The organism is Pseudoalteromonas sp. 68 DY56-GL68, assembly GCF_041414825.1.
GTDB lineage: Bacteria > Pseudomonadota > Gammaproteobacteria > Enterobacterales > Alteromonadaceae > Pseudoalteromonas.
Genome location: NZ_JAOCZL010000006.1, coordinates 145096 through 165621 on the forward strand (window position 1 = coordinate 145096; position 20526 = coordinate 165621).

The 20526-nt window shown below is 39.5% G+C and carries 20 protein-coding genes; 13 read left to right on the forward strand and 7 right to left on the reverse strand.

What is annotated here, in order from left to right; all coding sequences use genetic code 11:
- Nucleotides 1-291: 291 nt before the first annotated feature.
- Entirely contained in the window at nucleotides 292-1242 is a 951-nt protein-coding gene (locus NYF15_RS01410; protein WP_371352526.1) for a sensor histidine kinase, read from the reverse strand.
- A gap of 98 nt (nucleotides 1243-1340) precedes the next feature.
- On the opposite strand from NYF15_RS01410, the gene NYF15_RS01415 reads away from it, so the two are divergent.
- Both NYF15_RS01415 and hemH read left to right on the forward strand, forming a co-directional pair.
- Nucleotides 1341-2645 (forward strand): HD domain-containing phosphohydrolase, encoded by a 1305-nt coding sequence (locus NYF15_RS01415; protein ID WP_371352527.1) that lies wholly within the window; start codon nucleotides 1341-1343, stop codon nucleotides 2643-2645.
- Between the two features lie 79 nt (nucleotides 2646-2724).
- The gene (gene hemH / locus NYF15_RS01420; protein ID WP_237119263.1) at nucleotides 2725-3747 is read left to right on the forward strand and encodes a ferrochelatase; all 1023 of its coding nucleotides are present in this window, start codon (nucleotides 2725-2727) and stop codon (nucleotides 3745-3747) included.
- 50 nt (nucleotides 3748-3797) lie between these two features.
- On the opposite strand, the gene NYF15_RS01425 is transcribed toward hemH, so the two are convergent.
- Nucleotides 3798-4946 (reverse strand): benzoate/H(+) symporter BenE family transporter, encoded by a 1149-nt coding sequence (locus NYF15_RS01425; RefSeq protein ID WP_371352528.1) that lies wholly within the window; start codon nucleotides 4944-4946, stop codon nucleotides 3798-3800.
- 219 nt (nucleotides 4947-5165) lie between these two features.
- Between NYF15_RS01425 and NYF15_RS01430 the strand changes: the two genes are divergently transcribed.
- Genes NYF15_RS01430 through NYF15_RS01445 form a run of 4 tightly spaced genes read left to right on the forward strand, consistent with a single transcriptional unit; the run spans nucleotide 5166 to nucleotide 9066 of the window.
- Entirely contained in the window at nucleotides 5166-6470 is a 1305-nt protein-coding gene (locus tag NYF15_RS01430; RefSeq protein WP_371352529.1) for a DUF5666 domain-containing protein, read from the forward strand.
- Between the two features lie 57 nt (nucleotides 6471-6527).
- Entirely contained in the window at nucleotides 6528-7061 is a 534-nt protein-coding gene (locus NYF15_RS01435) for a hypothetical protein (RefSeq protein ID WP_371352530.1), read from the forward strand.
- Nucleotides 7061-7744 carry a response regulator transcription factor gene (locus tag NYF15_RS01440; protein WP_130151942.1) on the forward strand — a complete coding sequence of 228 codons (684 nt, stop codon included), beginning with the start codon at nucleotides 7061-7063 and terminating at the stop codon, nucleotides 7742-7744. The genes NYF15_RS01435 and NYF15_RS01440 overlap by 1 nt, the downstream gene beginning before the upstream one ends.
- The gene (locus NYF15_RS01445) at nucleotides 7744-9066 is read left to right on the forward strand and encodes an ATP-binding protein (RefSeq protein WP_371352960.1); all 1323 of its coding nucleotides are present in this window, start codon (nucleotides 7744-7746) and stop codon (nucleotides 9064-9066) included. Before NYF15_RS01440 ends, NYF15_RS01445 begins: the two co-directional genes overlap by 1 nt.
- Here NYF15_RS01445 and NYF15_RS01450 read toward each other — a convergent pair.
- Nucleotides 9063-10019, reverse strand: a complete 957-nt coding sequence (locus NYF15_RS01450) for a RimK family alpha-L-glutamate ligase (RefSeq protein ID WP_237119267.1) — start codon at nucleotides 10017-10019, stop codon at nucleotides 9063-9065. The two genes, NYF15_RS01445 and NYF15_RS01450, sit on opposite strands and share 4 nt — an antisense overlap.
- 196 nt (nucleotides 10020-10215) lie before the next feature.
- Between NYF15_RS01450 and NYF15_RS01455 the strand changes: the two genes are divergently transcribed.
- On the forward strand, nucleotides 10216-10752 hold the full coding sequence (locus NYF15_RS01455) for a hypothetical protein (RefSeq protein ID WP_371352531.1): 537 nt from the start codon (nucleotides 10216-10218) through the stop codon (nucleotides 10750-10752).
- Nucleotides 10753-10770: 18 nt separating this feature from the next.
- Here NYF15_RS01455 and NYF15_RS01460 read toward each other — a convergent pair whose 3' ends face one another.
- Entirely contained in the window at nucleotides 10771-11961 is a 1191-nt protein-coding gene (locus NYF15_RS01460; protein WP_371352532.1) for an alkaline phosphatase family protein, read from the reverse strand.
- Between the two features lie 264 nt (nucleotides 11962-12225).
- Here NYF15_RS01460 and dgt point away from each other — a divergent pair, with 264 nt between their 5' ends.
- Together dgt and NYF15_RS01470 are read left to right on the forward strand one after the other, a co-directional pair.
- Nucleotides 12226-13683: a dGTPase gene (gene dgt / locus NYF15_RS01465; protein ID WP_371352533.1), complete on the forward strand. Its 1458-nt coding sequence runs from the start codon at nucleotides 12226-12228 to the stop codon at nucleotides 13681-13683.
- A 95-nt stretch (nucleotides 13684-13778) separates the two neighbouring features.
- The gene (locus NYF15_RS01470; protein WP_371352534.1) at nucleotides 13779-15857 is read left to right on the forward strand and encodes a hypothetical protein; all 2079 of its coding nucleotides are present in this window, start codon (nucleotides 13779-13781) and stop codon (nucleotides 15855-15857) included.
- Between the two features lie 52 nt (nucleotides 15858-15909).
- On the opposite strand, the gene NYF15_RS01475 is transcribed toward NYF15_RS01470, so the two are convergent.
- On the reverse strand, nucleotides 15910-16605 hold the full coding sequence (locus NYF15_RS01475; RefSeq protein WP_130151953.1) for a hypothetical protein: 696 nt from the start codon (nucleotides 16603-16605) through the stop codon (nucleotides 15910-15912).
- Nucleotides 16606-17883: 1278 nt separating this feature from the next.
- Between NYF15_RS01475 and NYF15_RS01480 the strand changes: the two genes are divergently transcribed.
- From NYF15_RS01480 to NYF15_RS01490, 3 genes are read left to right on the forward strand one after another with little or no spacing between them, the layout of a single operon-like run.
- Nucleotides 17884-18144 (forward strand): hypothetical protein, encoded by a 261-nt coding sequence (locus NYF15_RS01480; protein WP_371352535.1) that lies wholly within the window; start codon nucleotides 17884-17886, stop codon nucleotides 18142-18144.
- Between the two features lie 41 nt (nucleotides 18145-18185).
- Complete coding sequence (locus NYF15_RS01485; RefSeq protein WP_371352536.1) at nucleotides 18186-18536, forward strand: hypothetical protein; 351 nt, start codon at nucleotides 18186-18188, stop codon at nucleotides 18534-18536.
- 19 nt (nucleotides 18537-18555) lie between these two features.
- Nucleotides 18556-18900, forward strand: coding sequence for a hypothetical protein (locus NYF15_RS01490; protein ID WP_371352537.1), 345 nt, complete (start codon nucleotides 18556-18558; stop codon nucleotides 18898-18900).
- 179 nt (nucleotides 18901-19079) lie between these two features.
- On the opposite strand, the gene NYF15_RS01495 is transcribed toward NYF15_RS01490, so the two are convergent.
- Nucleotides 19080-19361, reverse strand: coding sequence for a putative quinol monooxygenase (locus NYF15_RS01495; RefSeq protein ID WP_371352538.1), 282 nt, complete (start codon nucleotides 19359-19361; stop codon nucleotides 19080-19082).
- Nucleotides 19358-19579 (reverse strand): DUF2798 domain-containing protein, encoded by a 222-nt coding sequence (locus tag NYF15_RS01500; RefSeq protein ID WP_371352539.1) that lies wholly within the window; start codon nucleotides 19577-19579, stop codon nucleotides 19358-19360. The genes NYF15_RS01495 and NYF15_RS01500 overlap by 4 nt, the downstream gene beginning before the upstream one ends.
- Nucleotides 19580-19660: 81 nt before the next feature.
- On the opposite strand from NYF15_RS01500, the gene NYF15_RS01505 reads away from it, so the two are divergent.
- Complete coding sequence (locus NYF15_RS01505) at nucleotides 19661-20515, forward strand: LysR family transcriptional regulator (RefSeq protein WP_371352540.1); 855 nt, start codon at nucleotides 19661-19663, stop codon at nucleotides 20513-20515.
- Nucleotides 20516-20526: the final 11 nt, after the last annotated feature.

Below are 20526 nucleotides of genomic sequence, written 5' to 3' on the forward strand. Positions count from 1 at the left end.
TGTGTCCTGTTGATAATTTTAGGCTTGCTTTCGTTAAAGTGAGACGCCCCTTAGAAAAACGAAAGTAACCATTAAGCACGTATAGTCGATTTTAAATCGCTGTGTTGAAAGCTAACTCAAGCCTGCGAGTTAACCTTTAAGAAACATCCTATCAACAAACCAAGCAAATGGAAGAAAAAAAAGTTACGACTTAGGTATAAATTTTTCAAATAACAGAACTTACAAATTAGCATTGGTTAAATTTCACCAAAAACCAACACAAAAAAGGATACTAATGCAAAAAATAAATAATTAACCTTCTAGTCCAATTTGATTTAATACGGGGAATATACAGCTAATTCGTGACCCCATACCCTCAGCGCTTTGGATATCGATCTCTCCTTGATGCTCATGGACGATTGCATACACCATTGTCATTCCCATTCCTGTGCCCTCGCCCACTGGCTTGGTGGTAAAAAAGGGATCGTAAATTTTAGCAATCGTTTGCTCGCTCATACCACATCCATTATCTTCAACATCAATGTGAATACGTCCTTCAAGCTCATAAACAGATACTATGATGTTAGCATTATCATTATTTTTACAGGCTTGGCTTGCATTAATCACTATATTTACAATTACTTGGCTAATTGCAGATAAATTACACCAACTTACAGAGATAGGGCTAAAATGGCTGTGTAATTGACAATGCTTTAATTGATTAGCAAGTAACTTTAGTGCACTTTTAACAGCATCTGTCATATCAGAAAACTGTTTTTCATGACTTTTGGGACGAGAAAAGTCTAATAAATTAGCCACAATTTTACTTATACGCTGAAGGCCTTGCGCGGTGTCGCTTATAAGCTCAGGTAAATCATCAGAAACAGCTCTAAACGAGTGCGATCGATTCAACTGAGTGAGGCGTTGGCAAAACGCTTCTTTATCTGTCGTGCTACATACAAACTCATCACACAGCTCGAGCAATTCGCTGAAATAAGCACAGTGGCTTTTCAGACTATCAATATTACTCATACTGTAGGCCAATGGATTGTTAATTTCGTGCGCCACGCCTGCACACAAAGTTCCCAAAGTAGCCATCTTTTCAGCTTGAATAAATAAAGCCTGATGACATTTCAAATCCGTGATTTTTTGTTCTAATTCACTATTTAGCGCAACTAGAATACGACTTTTATCTGCTAGTAGTTGCTCAGCTTCTTCTCTGGCTGCTTTCTCAAGTAAGTAGGCTTGTTTAAAATCATCCATTTTTAGCCTCAAAATATAAAATCGTCTCTACTAAAACCTAGCACAAGCCCTAATTTGAAGCTATGTTATTGATTAAAGATAATTCATAGTGCGTCCACATGGCAGAACCAGCAGTCAAAGAACATATTCAAGTTTTATGCATTGATGATGATGAAATTGTATTGCGCACTTTGCAAAGGCTACTCGTGTCTTATCACTTAAGTGTTAAAACCGCGCTTGATCCCACCGAAGGATTGAAACTGTTAGACACTTACACATTTGATGTCATTATTTGCGATATGCGTATGCCACAAATGGACGGCGCTGATTTTTTCGCACAAACACTTAATATTGCCCCAGATGTACACCGAGTTTTACTTACCGGCTACGCTGATATAGACAGCACAATTTCTGCGGTTAATAAAGGAAAGATCCACGCCTATATACAAAAACCGTGGCAAAATGAGCTACTGATACGAACGGTGAATGACGGCATCGAAAAAACAACGCTAAAGCGTAAAAATAAACAGCTCGAAAAACAAATAAAAGCGCAAAACAACCAACTAAAAGAGCTCAATAACAATCTTGAGCAAATGGTAGAAAAACGAACACAACAAATACGTAAAGTGCTTAAGCAGCTTGAAGATGCAAACGAGCGTGAAAAACACGAGCATCGCACAACATTTGAAATTTTATATAATTTTATTAACGCCAACCCTTATCTCGATGGCATACAAGCGCAAAATATAGCCACCACCTGCAAACAAATTGCACAGAGCTTAGGGTTAGACCAAAAGCATATTAATATGGCCGAAATGGCAGGTTATTTAGCACAAATAGGCTTACTTGCTATGGAACCTGCACTATATAAGACTCCTACTCGTGAATTACCCGAAAATCAAAAAAAAGTATTCTATACACACCCAAGCACAGCTCAATTAATGCTCATGCCAGCAACACATTTGCATGATGTTTCTGAAGCCATTTACCATCAGTTTGAGCATTACAACGGAACTGGTACTCCCAAAGGTTTAAAAGGTAAAGATATCCCAATCACGGCAATGATCTTGGCCGTTGCCCGTGATTTTTGGCAAGCCGTAGATAATGTAACTGTGCAAGAAAATAAATTTGCAAGCGCACTAGATCAATTGCAGCTATACAGTGGTACATATTATCACCCCAAATTACTTGAGGTTTTAGCGAGTTTAAAAATCACATGTGCGAGTAATCAACAAGTGGGTAGTATGAAAATACTATCTGCAAATGAGTTAAAAAATGGCATGGTACTCGGTCATGCACTAAGAAATTACGATGGCATCCTATTATTACCAAAAGGTCATATTTTTGGTGCCAGATCGATTGCAAAGCTTCAGCAACTTGAGGCGAAAAAACCGAATCCTTTCAGGATCATGATCAAAAATTAACGAACAAAAGTGATCACATAACCCCATTACTTCGTTACAATATGATTTATATTACGTTTACTTTTAAAAGGAGCGCTCAGTGTCGCGATTTTCCGCTATTACAGACAAGCCGCATGATGGCAGATTCAATAAAAAAACGGGCATATTATTGACCAATTTAGGGAGTCCTGATGCCCCAACAACAGCGGCACTGAGAACTTACTTACGCGAATTTTTATCTGACCCGCGCATCGTCGAGATCCCACGTTTTATTTGGATGATCATTCTGTATTGCTTTGTACTGACGCTTCGCCCAAAACGCTCTGCAGCACTTTATAAAAGCATTTGGACTGAAAACGGCTCACCATTAACACATATAACCCGCGAGCAAAGCAAAAAGCTGGCGGCCCTTTTAAAAGAAAAAGGCCATCAAGATACTGAGGTTGTTATGGCTATGCGCTATGGTAACCCATCAATTGAAGCAGGCCTTGAAGAACTTCGCGAAAAAGGCATTACTCGGGTGATTGTGTTGCCACTTTATCCGCAGTATTCAAGCACTACAATCGGTTCAACCTTTGATGCTGTATCGAACGTATTACGTAAATGGCGCTGGGTACCCGAGCTTCACTTTATAAACGGCTACCACGACCACCCTGTTTACATTGATGCGCTAGCAGCGAGTATTAGCGAGGATTTAAACGCTCATGGTACGCCACAAAAACTAGTCTTTTCGTACCACGGCACGCCTAAATTGTTCTTAGAAAACGGCGACCCTTATTACTGTTTTTGTATGCAAACCACACGTTTAGTTGCCGAAAAGTTAGGCTTAGAAAAAGACTTCGCAGTGACCACCTTCCAAAGCCGCTTTGGTAAAGCAGAATGGTTAAAACCATACACAGATGCCACACTTGAGAGCTATCCTAAAGAAGGCATCAAAGACGTTGCAATTTTAAGCCCCGCCTTTAGTGCTGACTGCTTAGAAACATTAGAAGAATTAGAGGGCGAAAACCGCGAAAACTTCGAACACGCTGGCGGTGAAAAATACCGCTATATTCCAGCATTGAATACGCGTGATGATCACATCAACGCCATGTTTGAAGTTATTAAGCCTCTGCTTAAGTAATTTTAGTTAGGCCCTAATACTAGGGCCTTTTTAATATTGATATTTAGCTTCTAATCTTTTCGCGTCATGACCAATGTCACTGTACCAGCTATAATCCCCCAAAAAGCCGAACCAACGGTAAACAATGTTAAGTTTGAAGCCGTCACCAAAAATGTCACTATAGCTGCCTCGGTATAATACGCCTCCGTTAACGCTTGCTGTAAACTACTGGCAATTGTGGCAAACAAGGCTATGCCCGCTAAGGCTAAAATCAGTGCTTGTGGTAAGCTCGCTACTAAACCAACTAATGTCGCCGCTAGTAACGCCATGATGATATAAAACACACCACCAGCAATACTTGCCCAATAACGTTTATCAGGGTTTTTATCAGCTTCGGGACTCATACAAATTGCAGCGGTGATTGCTGCTAAGTTTATCGAGTAACCACCAAACGGCGCGATAAACACATTTACAAGCCCCGTAACATTCAAAGCCGCCGAAACTGGCGCCTTGTACTGATGAGCCTTTAAAACAGCGATGCCCGGTAAGTTTTGCGATGTCATCGTCACAATAAACAGCGGTAAGCCCACACTGATCATGGCATTTAAATCAAACTCAGGAGCAATATACGCAAACTCGCTTAATTTCCATTGCCAACTACTTGTATCGATTTGACCAGTAAAGCCTGCCATTAAAAAACCAACCACAACAACCGCTAACATCGCAAAACGCGGAAAATAACGTTTACCAAATAAGTAAACAACGACCATGACACCAATGACTAATGGCAGCTCATTCATAAAATTGAATACATCTATGCCAAAATTCACTAAAACACCCGCTAGCATCGCACACGCTAACTGACTCGGAATTTTGTTCATCACTCTTTCAAAAATACCAGTGATCCCGCATAAAAACACCAATACCGCCGAGAACATAAACGCTCCAACAGCTTGATTTAAGGTATAACCTTGTGCACTAGAAATAAGTAATGCTGCCCCCGTGGTCGACCACGCAATTAAAATGGGAACCTTATAGTAATATGACAACGCAATAGAGCTGGCTCCCATCGCAAGGCCTAGCATAAGTACCCAACTGGCCACCAAATCAGGCGTACCACCTAGCACCATGACTAATTGATAAATCAAGGCAATTGAGCTGGTAAAGCCAATAATTACCGCTACGAGGCCCGCAGTTGCTCGACTGATCAGTTGACTCATAAAGGGTAAACTCCTTGCAAAATATGCAGATAAAAACCTACCTTATCGCAAGGCGTACACAATGACACTGTACACTTTTGTAGTATTTTAAGATTTATTTACTATACAGAATCAACATTAATTCTCGCTGCAAACATTAACAAAATTTAATTTGCTCTCCACCTTGTAGCAATCCTTGCTTAGTTAAACTACAGACACTGACTAATTTAAGGACTAATCATGACTAAACTAACCAATCAAAATCACTTATCTATTATCACATTAGCGACAATCAGCGCACTCCTTACTGGCTGTGGCAGTAGTGGTAACAGCGAACAACCAGCACAAAATACGCTTACCCTTCCTAGTTTATTAGTCGGTGAAGTTAGTGCGCTATCTGATACCAGTATTACCGTTAATCAGCATCAAATTGCAGCAAATAATGCTGACATTGAAATTGATGACAATCGCGCATCAATCAAAGATCTAAAAATTGGTATGATGGTAGAAGTTGAAACAAATGGAAAAGAAGCAACAGAGATTGACTACGATCCAAGCTTCAAAGGCCCTATTAATATTAACGAACAAGGCGCAACCATTGCGGGGATCAAACTAAATAACCTAAAGACAGAAAACCTGACAGATGGCAGCCTTGTTGAGCTAAGTGGTTACAACAATAACCACAGTGAATTTACAGTTACCTACCAACAACCATTAACTAATAATGCAGAATTGGAGCTCGAAGGCTTCATTACTGAGTTAAATACCGCAGCATCTACATTTAAATTAGGTAATTTAACCATTCAATACCAACATGCAGATATAGACGGCACATTACAAAATAACCAATATGTTGAGCTAGAAGGTTACCTAGATGGAAAATTAATCATTGCACATGAGGTTGACGCTGAGCACAATTTTGAAGGCAATGACAATACTGACACAGAACTACACGGCACAATTACGTTTATTAATAATGACATCACCCTCGTTACGCTGAATAATCAGTGGCAAGTTAGTATCACAGAGCAAACCACGTTCGAAGACATTACCCGCACAACATTAGCGATTGGAGATACAATTGAAGTAGATGCCGTATGGCAACAAGCTAATAACTGGTTCGTAGCTCGCGAAATCGATCTTGAGAAAAGCCATACTGCGCCAAGTTCAACCCCTAGCTTTAGTGTTTCTGGTCTTGCCAGCTATAGTGATGGAAACATCACTATCAACAGGGTCAACTTACAAGTAACAAACAGAACGGTGTTTGAAGATGAGTTAACAGCAGATACACTTTCAGGTGAATGGTTAGAGCTTGAAGGGATTATTGACGGTCAAAACTATATTGTCAGTGAAGTCGAGCGTGACAACAGCAATGAGTTACTGGAGTTGAAAGGCATAGTGACTGCCAATGCATCACAACAAGCTAGTTTATTTGGCTATATTAGCGAAGATAACAGCTTAGCGAGCTTTACAGAGCAATATGTTGACCTAGAATGCCAGTGGGTACAAGATAATATTGTACGTGCATGCCAACTTGATGATTAACAATAAAATTTAATAATGGCAGTGCTAAATGTGCTGCCTAACCAATATCGAAATATTATGAAAAAACTAATTCTAACTTGCTTATGTCTAATTTCAGGCCTTGCTTTTGCCGCCAGTTCAGCCATTTTCAATATGCTGGATTCAAGCTCTGCACCTGCGCCAATTGATGTGCTATTTGGTATCGAACAACGCTACGCTGAAAATGCAGTTATTGTTGAATTTGAGTTTGAAATAGAAAAGGGTCAACGTGTTTATGAGGTCACGCTCTACCAAACAAAAAAACAACGTTTTATCGAGTTGCTTCTTGACCATTCAGGACACATCATTGAACAAGAATACGAACAGCCAGAATTAGATGAACAAGAAGAAATTGCAGCTGCAAACCTGATGACTAAAAAAGGGTATACATTGCATGGCTTGGTCAAACAGTTAGATGACGAACCTACCCATTACCTAATTGAAGCGCAGCTAGAGCAAGATATGGGTATTACCTATATGGTCGCCACATTTGTAACAGATAAAGGGCGACACAAAAAAGCCATTGACCTTGAGACAGGTAAGAATTTGCCATTACTTCGTTGGGGCAATTAATGAAACTGTTATTGGTTGAGGACGACCAACAAAATCGCGAGTTTTTATACAAAGCCTTTGTCGAGCAAGGCTACACACTCGATTGCGCAGAAGATGGCCAACAAGGGCTTATGTTGGCAACTTGTGAGAACTACGACGCTATTATCCTTGATCGCATGCTTCCCAAGCTTGATGGTTTGCAAGTATTACTAGCACTTAGAGCTACAGGAAAAACGACCCCTGTATTGATTTTATCGGCGCTTGATAAAGTTGACGACAGGGTAACAGGCTTAAAAGCAGGCGGAGATGACTACTTAACCAAGCCTTTCTCATTTTCAGAACTGGCTATTCGAGTAGAAAACTTAATAAAACGACATACCTTTCACGCACCGTTAACTACAAAAATTAATCTTGCTAACCTAACGCTTGATTATAGTGATCAACGGGTTGACGTAAATGGCAAAACACTCAACTTACAACCCAAAGAATTTAAACTACTTAGATACTTACTTGATCATCAAAATAAACTCGTCACCCGTACTTTATTATTTGAGTCAGTTTGGGAGTATCACTTTGATCCGGGTACTAACGTGATTGATGTTCATATTGCAAGGCTTCGTAAAAAGCTTGCCGAGGCATCTGCACAATTAGAAATAGAAACAGTACGTGGTGTAGGCTACAGGTTAAAGGCGAATGTAAGTTGATGAATGAAAATGGCCTGCGTTTGTTCGACCCTAGAAAAAGCTCCGTCTGGCGTTTAACGCTCGCGTTTGCAGCAATCACAGCGGTTACTTTACTGCTCGCGATTATACTTATCTATCAGTTATTACTGGGTGAACAAAGTCGCCAAGTTGAAAGGCGTCTTGATGCTGAAAAAACACGTATCGAAGCGCTTGCTTCAGAGTTTGACAAAGGAAGCTTTTTTCAACAACTTGATGTATTTAGAAATGAAGGTGAAATTTTAATTTTTTGGCAAAGCGAGTATGAACAAAGCCAGCAGCTCAGTTTTTTGCCTGATAACATTCCCGCACTACCGCAAACCATTGTTTTTCCTGTTCTAGATACGGGGCGCGGACAAATCCGTCTATTAACAACTGGCAAAGTTAAAACACATCATGGTGATATTGTACTTGCCACCGCCACAGAGCACTTACAACGCTTAATTGTCGACTTTAAATCTATCGCAAGCTGGACTTTCATTATAGCCATCGTGCTGACAGGTCTATTTGGATATTTATTTTCTCGCCGGCATTTACGCCGTGTTAATTATTTTAATGAAACTGCCGAGCAAGTACAAAATGGCAACTTAAGTGCGCGCCTGTGCCATAAAAATAAAGGCGATGAATTCGACCGCTTAGCAGCGCATATAAACACCATGCTTGATGCTGTAGAAGAAAATTTCGCACTCGTTCAGGGTATAACCGACAACATTGCCCATGACTTAAAAACCCCACTCACACGATTAAAGCTTAACCTAGAAAAGCGCTTAGAAGATCAACCCCAAATGGGCTATGAGCTTGAGCAACTCAATAATATTATTAATACATTTGATGCCATGCTTAAACTCACACGTCTTGAGCATGGGCAGTTTCCATTGAAACTAGAAGCAATCGACAGTAGCCAACTTACTCACGATGTATGTGAGATATTACAACCCAGCGCAGAACAAAATGACCAAATAATTTGTGTAAATATCACTTCTCCTTGGCAATTAAACGGCGATAAAAACCTCATCTTCCAAGCAATATTTAACCTCGTTGAAAATGCCATAAAATACGCAGGCAAAGGCGCTACCATCACGTTAGCACTTGATGAAAAAAGTTTCTCAGTCACAGATAATGGTAAAGGCGTTAACGAGCAAGATTTAAAGCAACTAACTAAGCGCTTTTATCGCAGCGATCCAGCTCGTCAACATGAGGGGTTTGGTTTAGGCCTTGCAACAGTCAAAGCAATTTGCAACCGCCATAACTTAAATTTATCGCTTAATTCAGACGATGGCTTTTGTGTAAAAATAACCAATGATTAAGCGGCATCCTCTGCTGCTTTCTCAACATTCTCAAGCTGTTCAGGCTTATCAAAAATACCTAAACGTATACGAATAAAGTGCAAAATTTCTTTTGCAACATCAATTCCCAACGCCCCTTCTAAACCTTCAAAGCCTGGGCTTGAGTTTGCTTCGCATATTTTGAAATGTTGCTCATCAAATAATAAATCAATGCCCGCCACATCAAGGTTAAGTACATTCGCGGTTTGTGTTGCAAGCCATTCGATTTCTGGCGTTATTGGAAATGACTTACCAGTACCACCGGCACTTACATTGGCTTTAAAGTTTTTGCCCTGCGAGTTACGTTCCATACAGGCAACAGCACGGCCACCGATAGTAAGTACTCGCAAATCACGACCGTGACTTGACTTAACAAACTGCTGCAAAATAATGTTTGCTTGTGGATTTGCAGCCTCAATTAACTGCATTAAATCATCAAACTCTTCTTTTGATTTTGATAAAAATACACCACTGCCTTGCGAGCCTGATAACGTTTTAATCACCACAGGAAAACCGATTTGTTTTTCAACTAAATCAATATTAACTGGAAACTTAACGAGCATAGTGTTGGGGGTTGGTAAATTACACTCAGCTAAAATTTGCTGCGCAAATAACTTGTCTTTCACCGTTTCGATTGACTGCGAGCTATTCACGCAATACACGCCTAAACGTTCAAGGTGGCGGATAATTGCCAATGCAAAATAGGTTGTGCTCGCGCCCATACGAGGAATCACAAAGTCAGGTAATTGTACTGACTGGCCATCAATCAGAATACTTTTACCATCTTCGCGAGTAATCGTTAAGTCAAACTGATCAGGCGAATAAACTTGTAAATCAATGCCTTCCTCTTTCGCCGCTGCAAGTAAACGTTCAACTTCGTAAGTTTCTTGCTTTAACAAGCCTTGGCTATCTTTATAAATGATCCACCCGCGCATAAGTCGGTACCTCTAATATTGGAGTTTCGGTGACAAAAAAACGCGGATTATGCTCATCATCGGGGAGTGAGTAAAACAAGTTAATTTTATCGTCACGATGATAAAAATGACTACAAACTGAATAAACATTGACCACATTGTTAAATTGAGGTAAAAAGTCACAGTAAGTTAACAATAAACCCGATTAGAGAAACATGTGAACAGGACGCTTGCATTAATCTTCATTATTCCACTGAGCGTATTTGCCTTAAATGAATGGCATATTCAAAGTGGTGCCTTTAAGTTACAGCCCAATGCTGAGGAGCTTTTTGTTTCCAATGATACGCTGGATAAACACACGATTCCGCAGCCCGTTGTTAACCTAACAGCACCACTTAATCAGCTTTCAAATCGTGCACATGATTACCTTTATAAACAAGGCCGTTTGCCTAAAAGGCTCAATAATACAACGTTTAGCAAGTTTGACCTTGGCACTCTAAAAACACTGCAATCCGGTGATAACTTCATTCTTATCGTTGACGAGTATCAAAGTTATACTGTCGAAATAACTAATATTATTGAAGCAAGTAATGGTAACCGCAGTGTGTTTGGCAAGGTGAATGATCACACTAACGCATTTCATCAAGCTGTAATGACTCTTACCGACAACACGTTGCAAGGGCAGTTTAACGCTGGCGATAAGAGTTATAAATTTGAAAGCTTTGGCGAGTTTGGCTGGGTCTCAAAAATTTAACCGAGCCATTTAAACTTTTTATTTAATGGCTGGCCACAAAGTTTCACCATCACTGTCGATTGGGCTTAAAATTTTTAGTCCTAATAGTTTCGCAATAAGCGGATACACATCTAAGTTATTCACTTCATCTAGCTGTACATGTCGTTTAAATGCAGGGCCCGTGGCAATAAACGTCGCGGCCATATCATCTGTGTATGCATAGCCATGTGTACCTAAATAAGAAGCCATTTTGCTATCGGTAAATACTCGCGGTGCTGTGGTTTGTAAAACAATATCACCAACCCGAGGGCCTTTATCGTAATGATAATCACGCTTTTGCTGGTCAGTTAAAACGATATAACGGCCATCTGCTGCTTTAGCTAGCTTTTTACTAAAACCTTTGATGTCTGCTTTGCTATTTGGTTTTGCATAGTACAAAACGCGAGGGCCGGTGTTTTGCACCATAAAATTGTCATCTTTTGGCAGACTATCTATTTTGATGCTCAGGCTTGGATCAACAGACGCCATACCGTGATCAGACACAATCACTAAGTTAATCTTTTCATCAAGTGCTTTTAAACGCGTGTGCAAGTCTGCCATTAAATTATCTAGCTGCTGAACCGCATCGTATGTCTGTTGTGCATCTGGGCCATACTCATGCCCCATGCTATCCACCAACGAAAAATAACTTATCACTAAACGTGGGCGCTGTGCTTTTGGCAAACTCAACCACTGAATAATTTGATCAACACGCTTTTGATAATCACTGTGTTTGGAATAATGATAAAAATAATCAGGTAGCATGCCATTAAAGCGCGCATCAGACTCTGGCCAAAAATAAGTAGCTGCTTTTACACCTTGCATTTGTGCAAGATTCCAAAGCGGAATACCATTTAGCCAAGTGCTGTCATCTTTACCCTTACCCATTTTGTAACACTCATTACGCTCAGTATCACAAAAACGGTTATCAACAATGCCGTGGTTGACTGGCAATAAACCAGTAATGATAGACAAGTGATTAGGAAAGGTTTTCGTCGGATACACAGGGCGCATTTTGGTGGCTCGTACGCCCTGTTCACTGATTATTTTTAGATTTTTAGCATCATGTTTTTCAATATAATCCCAACGGAATCCGTCAATCGAAATAAGTACAACACTCTGTTCTTCAGTAGCTTTAACCACTGCACTGGATGCCAGTAAAGCGAAAAAAATAAAAGGCCAAATACGCATTAAGAATCCTTGTAAATTAATTTTTTAAGTCATTAAGTTAGTGTATCTAACTCACTTTAAAATTTTGTGATCATAGCTACAGCAACTTTTTAGCGTAACTAAGTACAATCATTTAATAGCAAGTAGTTTGAGCAAAGTACGCAAACTAAAATTATAACTTAAAACTAATATTTTAATTTATGATACAAGCTGTTAGATTAAATTTAATCTTTAAAATCACCAAAAGTAATCTCCACGACTGTAATTTACTTGGTAGGAATAGAAATGATCGATTTTCGAAAAAAAATAACACCCGCTCGTGAAATGCGCTCTACCAATAATTTACATACAGCGCTTGAAAGCGACCGTGGTCGCATTATTAATAGCGCGGCCATTCGCCGTTTACAGCAAAAAACTCAAGTGTTTCCGCTTGAGCGTAATGCAGCTGTGCGCTCACGTTTAACTCACTCGCTCGAAGTACAGCAAGTTGGGCGCTTTATAGTACAAACGATTTTTAATAAATTAAGCGATGCTCAGCAAAAAGAGTATGGCCTTAAAGGGCTAGAAAGGCCTTTAGAAAGCCTTATTGAAATGGCCTGCTTAATGCACGATATAGGCAACCCGCCTTTTGGTCACTTTGGTGAGGCAGCTATTAATCAGTGGTTTGCTAAGCATTTAGATGAACTTGTTCCTGAGCGATGTAAAGAAGTTGGCATAAGTGTTATTTTTAAACACCTTGCGCAAGATATAAAAAGCTTTGAAGGTAATGCACAAGGTATTCGTATAGTTCACTCTTTATTGTCACTAAATTTAACCTACAGTCAAACCGCTGGTATTTTAAAATACACCCGCCCTGCCAGTATGTCTAAAAAAGATAGTCCGACTAACAAAGATTATTTGATGAAAAAAGTCGGGTACTACTTTAGCGAAAAAACCTTCATAGACGCATTACGAACAGAGCTTGAAATAGAGCAATATTGCCGACACCCTGCAAGTTATATAATGGAAGCTGCTGACGATATTTCGTACTGCCTTGCCGACATAGAAGATGCTGTAGAAAAAGGTATCATAAGTGTCGATATACTTTGTGAAAAGCTAAAAGAACAATATACCAAAACACTCACAAATCTGACATTAGACAATACAAAACACGGTGACTTTGCAGAAAAAGCAATTGATTATGCATTAAGTAAAGCCGCTGAGCAGCCATATAACTTTAACAGCGAATTCTTTATTTACCTGCGAGTAACCTTACTACATCCTTTAGTAAATTATGCAGCTGAGCGCTTTATCAAAAATATTGAAGCTATTTACCATGGTGATTTTAATCAGGCACTGCTTGAGGATCGCAGCCACTTACATGCAGTCACAAAAACGCTGAAACAGGTCGCGCTTAACCACGTATTCTGCCACAAAGAAGTTGAACGACTTGAACTTCAAGGTTACCGTATCATTAGCGGCTTACTTGATTGTTATAAACCTTTGCTAGCACTAGATCACGATAACTTTAAGCGAGCATTAAAAGGCGATAACAACTTACTTATTGAAAGTAGACTTGTTAAAAAACTTTCTAACAAGCACTTAAACAGCTACCAAAAAGCCATAGATGCGCTTAAAGCTGAGCCTGGTCACTACGCAGCTTATGAGTTTTATTATCGTTGTCGCTTGGTTCAAGATTATATCAGCGGTATGACTGACCAATTTGCTTACGATGAATATCGCGCTTTAATGGTTCTCGAATAAACCTAATTTGTTAACAAAATGTGGATAAATTAGTCGACTGAGCTTAAAATAATTCAATATATAGTCACCAGCTAAACCTCACTGGTCAGGAATCTATGTCAATTATAAAAACGACCCTTTTTTTGTTATTTACTGGTCTTAGCTTTACCAGTAGTGCCCAGTACAACGAAGCAATGTGTATTTTGTTAAAACAACAAATGCATGAATACCGCGATAATACCAGCAACCGAAACTATCGCTCAGCGGCCAGAAATTTTGAAAAAAACTGTAAAAATCCGACCCCAGTTAATAATACCGCCGCGCTACAAAAGCTCACTTCAGAAGCAACACCCACACCACCTAAAACAAGCATAACAGAGCACTCAGGTGCGATTAAAGGTGCTGCTGAAGATGTTCCTAGTCAAGCACCTGTTCAACAAGCGCCTCTAGAGCCAATACAACAAACACAGCAACCAGCAGAGCCAGAATTAACTGACTCTTCACTCAGTTCTGAGCTTAATAACAGTGAGCCGGTTCAACAAGATAACGATAGCCAGTCAATGCCTAAACTGCCACCAGCAACAGAGCCAGTGACTGAGGCGGCACCAATTACAAACACAGAACCAGCAGAGCCACAAGATCCTGCTGCAATTAAAAACGACGCAAATCAAGCTATAGAGCCTGCTACAAAACCGGCTCCGGTTGTAGTACAAACACCAGAACCAAACTCATTATTGATGCCAAGCCTGCTTGTGTTATTAGTGCTTTTAGTTGGCGGCCTATTTATTTTGCGCCTTCGTAAGAGTAAACAGTCCGATTCGAATACTGAACTTGAAAACACCTTGCTTCAAGCTCAAGCTGCAAGTGCCAAAATAAAAGCGCAACAAGCATTAGATGAACATGAAACAAGCTCAGCAGAATCACAACCACACTACGAAGATGAGTTTGAGAGAGCATTTAATGACACATTTAACACGAAAACGACAACGTCCGATGATGAAGAATGGTCTGAATTTGCACGCTTAAATGCTGAACACGACGAACAAAGCGCCTTCATCAGCACCGAAGAGCAAGCAACTGACTTTGCCCATGCGCATGAATTCAACGAGCTTGAAATTAGCCACGAAGAAACACAGAACGATGAATCTATTCAAAGTGATGAACTTGAGAGCACACGCAGCTCTTTTGGGTTTGATGAGTACAACACCTCAGAGCCAGTAGAAACTACGCCGATATACGACGAGTTAGATAATACCGAGTTAGGTGACGAATTAGGTAATAATGAGCAAGACAATGACATTAAACCAGAGCGCGATGATGAGCCTGAACTAACCAGTACACGCAGCTCTTTTGGGTTTGATGAGTACAACACCTCAGAGCCAGTAGAAGCGGCGTCGACATACGACGAGCCAGGTAATACCGAGTTAGGTGACGAATTAGGTAATAATGAGCAAGACAATGACATTAAACCAGAGCGCGATGATGAACCTGAACTAACCAGCACACGCAGCTCTTTTGGATTTGACGAGTACAACACCTCAGAGCCAGAAGAAACGGCGCTGACATACGACGAGTTAGATAATAACGAATTAGGTAATGAGTTAGGTAATAATGAGTTAGACAATGACATTAAGCCAGAGCTCGATGATGAACCAGAGTTTACCAACACACGCAGCTCTTTTGGGTTTGATGAATATAAAAGCGATGACCAACCTCTAAAAGATGACGTACCTGAGTACGATTTGTCATCTTTAGTAGATGACGATCTGTCTTTTACAGGCGCAATAGATGAGCCTGAACACTTAGCCGAACCTGCAACAATTACGCTTACTGACGATGACATAAGTGATGATGACTTAGCAAAAGCCCTGCAAACACTTGAACAGGAGCTGCAACGAAATACAACTGAGCTTGCTGATGAGCCAAAGACGGCACCCATTATGACTGACACGAACCTGCCAGATAATGATGACGATACACTACCTTTAGATGAGAGTGACATGCCTCAAGGGATCAGTGATGAACAAACAAAAGAAACGAGCTCAACAAACCCCTTTGCTAATTTGTCGCTAGACCCTACGTGGGATCCCAACTCAACCGAAAAGCCGCAGATTGAAAGTAAAGAAAAACAGCCCAAATCACAAGCGCTTATTGACGCAGAAAATAGAGCGAAACAACTCAAAACAGATGATTAGCGTTGATATTAGTTTGGTGCAATAAACTACTCATAGTTTATTGCACTCTAACTTAGTCTTTAATAACAGGACGTGGGCGCATTAAAAAGTGAAAAATAAAGATAAGCGAAAAGAACACCGTTACGGCTAACGCACATAATACAATAATATTTGTTGGTAGAATTGTATCGTTAGTGTAGCTATAACGCTTTAACTCCCGTTCAGCCATTATTCTAGCTCGTTCAGACTTACTCGGTAATACAAACTCGTGAAAGGAATCTGTCGATTTAGCCTCAGCTCTTTCATACTGCGCACTTTTTTGCTGCCACAACATATCAAACTGCTGAAACTGAACCTGTTTATTCTCGATACACCAATCTAAATATTGAATATTTAAAGGCCTGTGTAAACAACGGGAAGGAATAACATAATAACGCTCCCACGCTGCTTGTTTACTAATATAACCTTGCTCAGATAAGGGTTTAGCTAATGGGTTTTCAAGATAAGCAATATCTTGGTTATAAAACGAATGAGTTCGCTTTAATATTTGTTCGTCGGTTAAGCAATTATCTGAAATGCGCGATGAAAGATTATGTAAGCGTTGTTTGTACGAATCAATTTTATCGAGTAGGTGGGTTTTTCGAATGGCTGATTGCAGCTCAGCTCGCTCTGCTTGCATACTTTCGCATTGCTCAACACTAAGAGCTTGCTGCCCCCATGCAAAACAAGGAGCCATGAATAAAGCTGATAATAAAATCCTTTTGATCATAAATTTACGTCACTGTAAAAGTTAGAGGTACAGCCTAACATTTTTATATAATACTGCAACAAAACAGCGCTAAAATGACTAAAAAAGATGATAAGTAACTGCTTTTTTGTTAATACATTTTAACTGCTTATATACTAAATAGCTCCCGTTAATATTTCCCCTCTTGAATTTGCCTTTAAGCTTAAATATTACGAGCAAACTTAATTTTATATAGAGCGTAAGGAGTGGAAATAGACCTGTTTCTTTATCTGTTATAAAGTTAAGCTTCTAAGCATGCTCTATAGGAAACCTATACTCGAGAAAATATTTTAATGTCTATGGCTTATTTATCAGGGTACTTACTAATAACATTCATATGTGTTTGCTTTATTTCATCTCTTTTATTTTCAAGAGTGTCAATTAAGCATATAAAAAAAATGGAACTAGACCACGTGTACCTTCATAGTTGGGACCGAAGTATCGGCGCAAGCGATTCGTTTTATGTATTTGCAATACTTTTTAACAAGTACTGAATTAAAAACAAACTATTTGATGCCTGCTTTATAGCTAACCATACACGACCTATTGATAGAGTGATTACAGCGGCTCACTTTGTCTCAGCTACAGGAATGGCCATTAGTCTTAGTATTGTCTCATATTATCAAAGCAACTGATGACGTAGCCACTACAAAACAACTAAAACTTTATATAGTAGATAACCCTTAACACAAGGTTTTTTTGCAATGGCAGTACTTAACTTTATCCTATATTGTGTAATTTTCTTCTTTGCTCTCATGATGATAATGACTGTGATATTCCCCAGAATATCAATACGACATATCGAGAGTAAAATGCAGGAAAATGGAGTTTCATCTCCTAGTTGGGATAGAGGAATTGGAGCAAGTGCTCCTTTTTACGCACTCGCTATCTTTATAAAAAGAGCTCGTAAGTCTACGCCATTATTTGATGGCAGGTTTGTCGCCAAACACGCAAGGCCAATTGATAAGTTTCTCGCTTTTCTGCATCTTGTATCAACATCTGGCTTTATAATTAGCATCTTTCTTTTGGTAGTTTTAGAGTACTTTTTGTTGTAGCTGAGTTTTTTACTTATTTCTAAAGTAAATATGTGTATTAATACTAATAGCTTCGTAAAAAAGTTATTGATAATATTTATGATCGTAAACTATTCATAGGGGTATTTTATAGATGGATCTTACTCTAGCTCCTATTTTAACTTCCTTATTTTTAACTTTTCTTTTCAGCTTTTTTATTTCATCTCTTTTATTTTCAAGAGTGTCAATGAAGCACATAAATAAAAAAATGGAAAAAAATGGCGTGTATCCACCCAGTTGGGATCGAGGGATTGGAGCAAGCACTTCGTTTTATGTATTTGCAATACTTTTTAACAAGTACAGAATTAAAAACAAACTGTTTGATGCCCGCTTTATCGCTAAACATGCGCGGACTATTGATAAGTTAATTGCAGCAATTTATTTTACTTCAGTGGCTGGCATGATAATTTGCCTCTGTATTATTACTTTATATAAAAGCCTTACCTAAAGGAAAGCTAAACATTAACCTCTACGACAGGAGGCGCTATTATGACGATCTCATTGGAAAAATTAGTTCTAGCGAACATGTTTGTATTCATGGCTTTAGCGTTTCTTTTTGTAGTTTTATTTACACGCATCTCTATCAAGTACATAAATAAACAAATGCTAAACGACAGTGTTACTCCTCCGCTTTGGGACAAAGGCATTGGCGCTAGTGCCCCCTTTTATGCCATGGCAATATTTTTCAAACGCTCGCGATTACCCACACCTATTTTTGATGGTCGTCTTATAGCAAAATATGCAAGGTCAGTAGACAAAGTACTAGCATTCTTACATCTTTTTACAATGACAGGATTCACAATCAGTGTATTTACAGCCATGTATTTAGATAGATTATAAACAAAAGAGAATTAAAAAAATGGATTTTAAAATCTTTATTTTCTACTCCTTCATTATATTTACAGTGGTTACTTTTGCGTCAGGCGTGCTGTTTTATCGAGTATCTGTGAAGTATATAGATAAGCATATGGAGAAAGATGGTGTATCTCCCCCTAGTTGGGATAAAGGTATCAGCGCAAGCGTTTCGTTTTATATATTTGCTATGTTTTTTGAGCGTTCAAGAATCCCAACACCACTATTTGATGGCCGTTTTGTAGCTAAATATGCAAGGCCTATCGACAAAGTTATAGGAGCTGCGCACTTAATCTCGGTCTTTGGGGCGATTATTTGCCTATGTATCGTTTCTTATTACCAAAAAAGCTAGTTCCTTTGCCTAACTAAAAAACTATCGATAATCTAAAAGTGCGATTGAGTAGGCGTGAAACTTGTTTCGCGCGCCATGCCATATGGCCATGCAGTAAAGCGCCCCACAACCAATTTATGAGTAATAAACGAGCTATATTGAGGTGCTTTAATAACCGGATATTTTTATTTGGCTTTTAACTAATACACCTCTACTTTTGAAACCTCAACAGGCTGTGCCAGCGCATTTTCATAAAAAGCGAACACAGCTTTGGTGTATGGCTGCTCGTAATGAACATCAAGTGCAGCTTGCGATACAAACTGCTCAACTAAAAACAGACAACGCTGCTCTTTACTCGCAAACAGCTCAAAACGATTACAACCATGCTCTGCACGAGTGGCGTTTAATATGCCCTGTAAACGCCCTTTACAGTCTTCAAATAATGCTGCTTTAGGGGTAATTTTTGCTACGATATTAATCATACTAACTCCTTAGTGTATAATTTTAAAACCAATGCCCTTATTGGCGGCGCAACCGTAAAAGCCACCACAAATGCAGCAGGCCATGCATTGGCAAACGCCTTCATCCAGCTTGCTAAAAATGTATCGCTTAGCCCTAAATTGACATAGGTAACCCATGCCGAAAGCAAAAACGACATTAAAAACGAAAATACCGCAGTAAATGTAAAATGAATTTTCATATGTCCTCCTTGGCGTTACTATATTTGCATAGCCTAAGTAGCAACAGTCACGAAAATGCAAACTAAGATTGAGGGAGTCGTATGCTGGATGATCTGCATTTATTTATCGAAATAGCCCGCCGTAAAAGCATGAGCCAAACAGCAAAAGATTTAGGACTGAATCTATCAACGCTTTCTAGGCGCATTCAAACACTCGAAGACAAGCTCGGCGAGCCATTATTACAACGCACAGCCAGAGGTATTGTGTTAACCTCCAAAGGCGAGTCACTTTATAACGAATTAGGCGAGCAAGTGCTTGCTCTCAATAGTCAGTTAGCACAATTAAACGACTCGCCTACCGCAAAAGACTTTTACCTGTTGTGCCCACAAAACATCATTGCGGGTCCACTGATGGGCGCAATTAATCAATTTGCGATGGCAAACCCTGCGTTAAACCTCCACATTTACCCAAGCAATGCCAATAGCCAGTTAAGCCAAAAACGTTTTGACTTAGCTATTCGTATTGGCGAACAGCAAGACTCTAGCTACTACCAAAAACGCCTAGGTATGATTGCAATTAAACTTATAACAAAACAAGGCGCACCTAAATCACGTTTAATAATCCCCTACTCTGAGTCACAACTACCCAGTGGTTTGCTAAACAAATTAAAAAAAGAGTATGAACAAATAAGCTTTTGTTTTGATATTACAATCGCCAGAAAAATGATTGAAGCAGGCTATGGTGCAGGCATACTCCCCATGAGTGAAATAGCCTGCATTAAAGACACTAATCAATTTAATTACCTAGATACGCCACACAATTTACCTGCGAGGCCTATTTACGCCCTCTGGCCACATTCACGCACACCCTCTGCCAATGCCAAGATCTTAATAGAGCAACTGCAAAACAGCATTACTCACACCCCTAGCTTACAAGGGGATATAATAGAGCTATAGAGTAAGTAGCG

Coding starts and splice junctions, on each gene's coding strand:
- NYF15_RS01410 (WP_371352526.1), bottom strand. CDS start 1,242: ATGGATGATTTTAAACAAGCCTACTTACTTGAGAAAGCAGCCAGAGAA.
- NYF15_RS01500 (WP_371352539.1), bottom strand. CDS start 19,579: ATGAAAATTCATTTTACATTTACTGCGGTATTTTCGTTTTTAATGTCG.
- NYF15_RS01505 (WP_371352540.1), top strand. CDS start 19,661: ATGCTGGATGATCTGCATTTATTTATCGAAATAGCCCGCCGTAAAAGC.
- NYF15_RS01445 (WP_371352960.1), top strand. CDS start 7,744: ATGAATGAAAATGGCCTGCGTTTGTTCGACCCTAGAAAAAGCTCCGTC.
- NYF15_RS01415 (WP_371352527.1), top strand. CDS start 1,341: ATGGCAGAACCAGCAGTCAAAGAACATATTCAAGTTTTATGCATTGAT.
- NYF15_RS01425 (WP_371352528.1), bottom strand. CDS start 4,946: ATGAGTCAACTGATCAGTCGAGCAACTGCGGGCCTCGTAGCGGTAATT.
- NYF15_RS01435 (WP_371352530.1), top strand. CDS start 6,528: ATGAAAAAACTAATTCTAACTTGCTTATGTCTAATTTCAGGCCTTGCT.
- NYF15_RS01450 (WP_237119267.1), bottom strand. CDS start 10,019: ATGCGCGGGTGGATCATTTATAAAGATAGCCAAGGCTTGTTAAAGCAA.
- NYF15_RS01460 (WP_371352532.1), bottom strand. CDS start 11,961: ATGCGTATTTGGCCTTTTATTTTTTTCGCTTTACTGGCATCCAGTGCA.
- NYF15_RS01495 (WP_371352538.1), bottom strand. CDS start 19,361: ATGATTAATATCGTAGCAAAAATTACCCCTAAAGCAGCATTATTTGAA.
- NYF15_RS01490 (WP_371352537.1), top strand. CDS start 18,556: ATGGATTTTAAAATCTTTATTTTCTACTCCTTCATTATATTTACAGTG.
- NYF15_RS01430 (WP_371352529.1), top strand. CDS start 5,166: ATGACTAAACTAACCAATCAAAATCACTTATCTATTATCACATTAGCG.
- NYF15_RS01475 (WP_130151953.1), bottom strand. CDS start 16,605: ATGATCAAAAGGATTTTATTATCAGCTTTATTCATGGCTCCTTGTTTT.
- NYF15_RS01485 (WP_371352536.1), top strand. CDS start 18,186: ATGACGATCTCATTGGAAAAATTAGTTCTAGCGAACATGTTTGTATTC.
- NYF15_RS01440 (WP_130151942.1), top strand. CDS start 7,061: ATGAAACTGTTATTGGTTGAGGACGACCAACAAAATCGCGAGTTTTTA.
- NYF15_RS01470 (WP_371352534.1), top strand. CDS start 13,779: ATGTCAATTATAAAAACGACCCTTTTTTTGTTATTTACTGGTCTTAGC.
- NYF15_RS01480 (WP_371352535.1), top strand. CDS start 17,884: ATGAAGCACATAAATAAAAAAATGGAAAAAAATGGCGTGTATCCACCC.
- dgt (WP_371352533.1), top strand. CDS start 12,226: ATGATCGATTTTCGAAAAAAAATAACACCCGCTCGTGAAATGCGCTCT.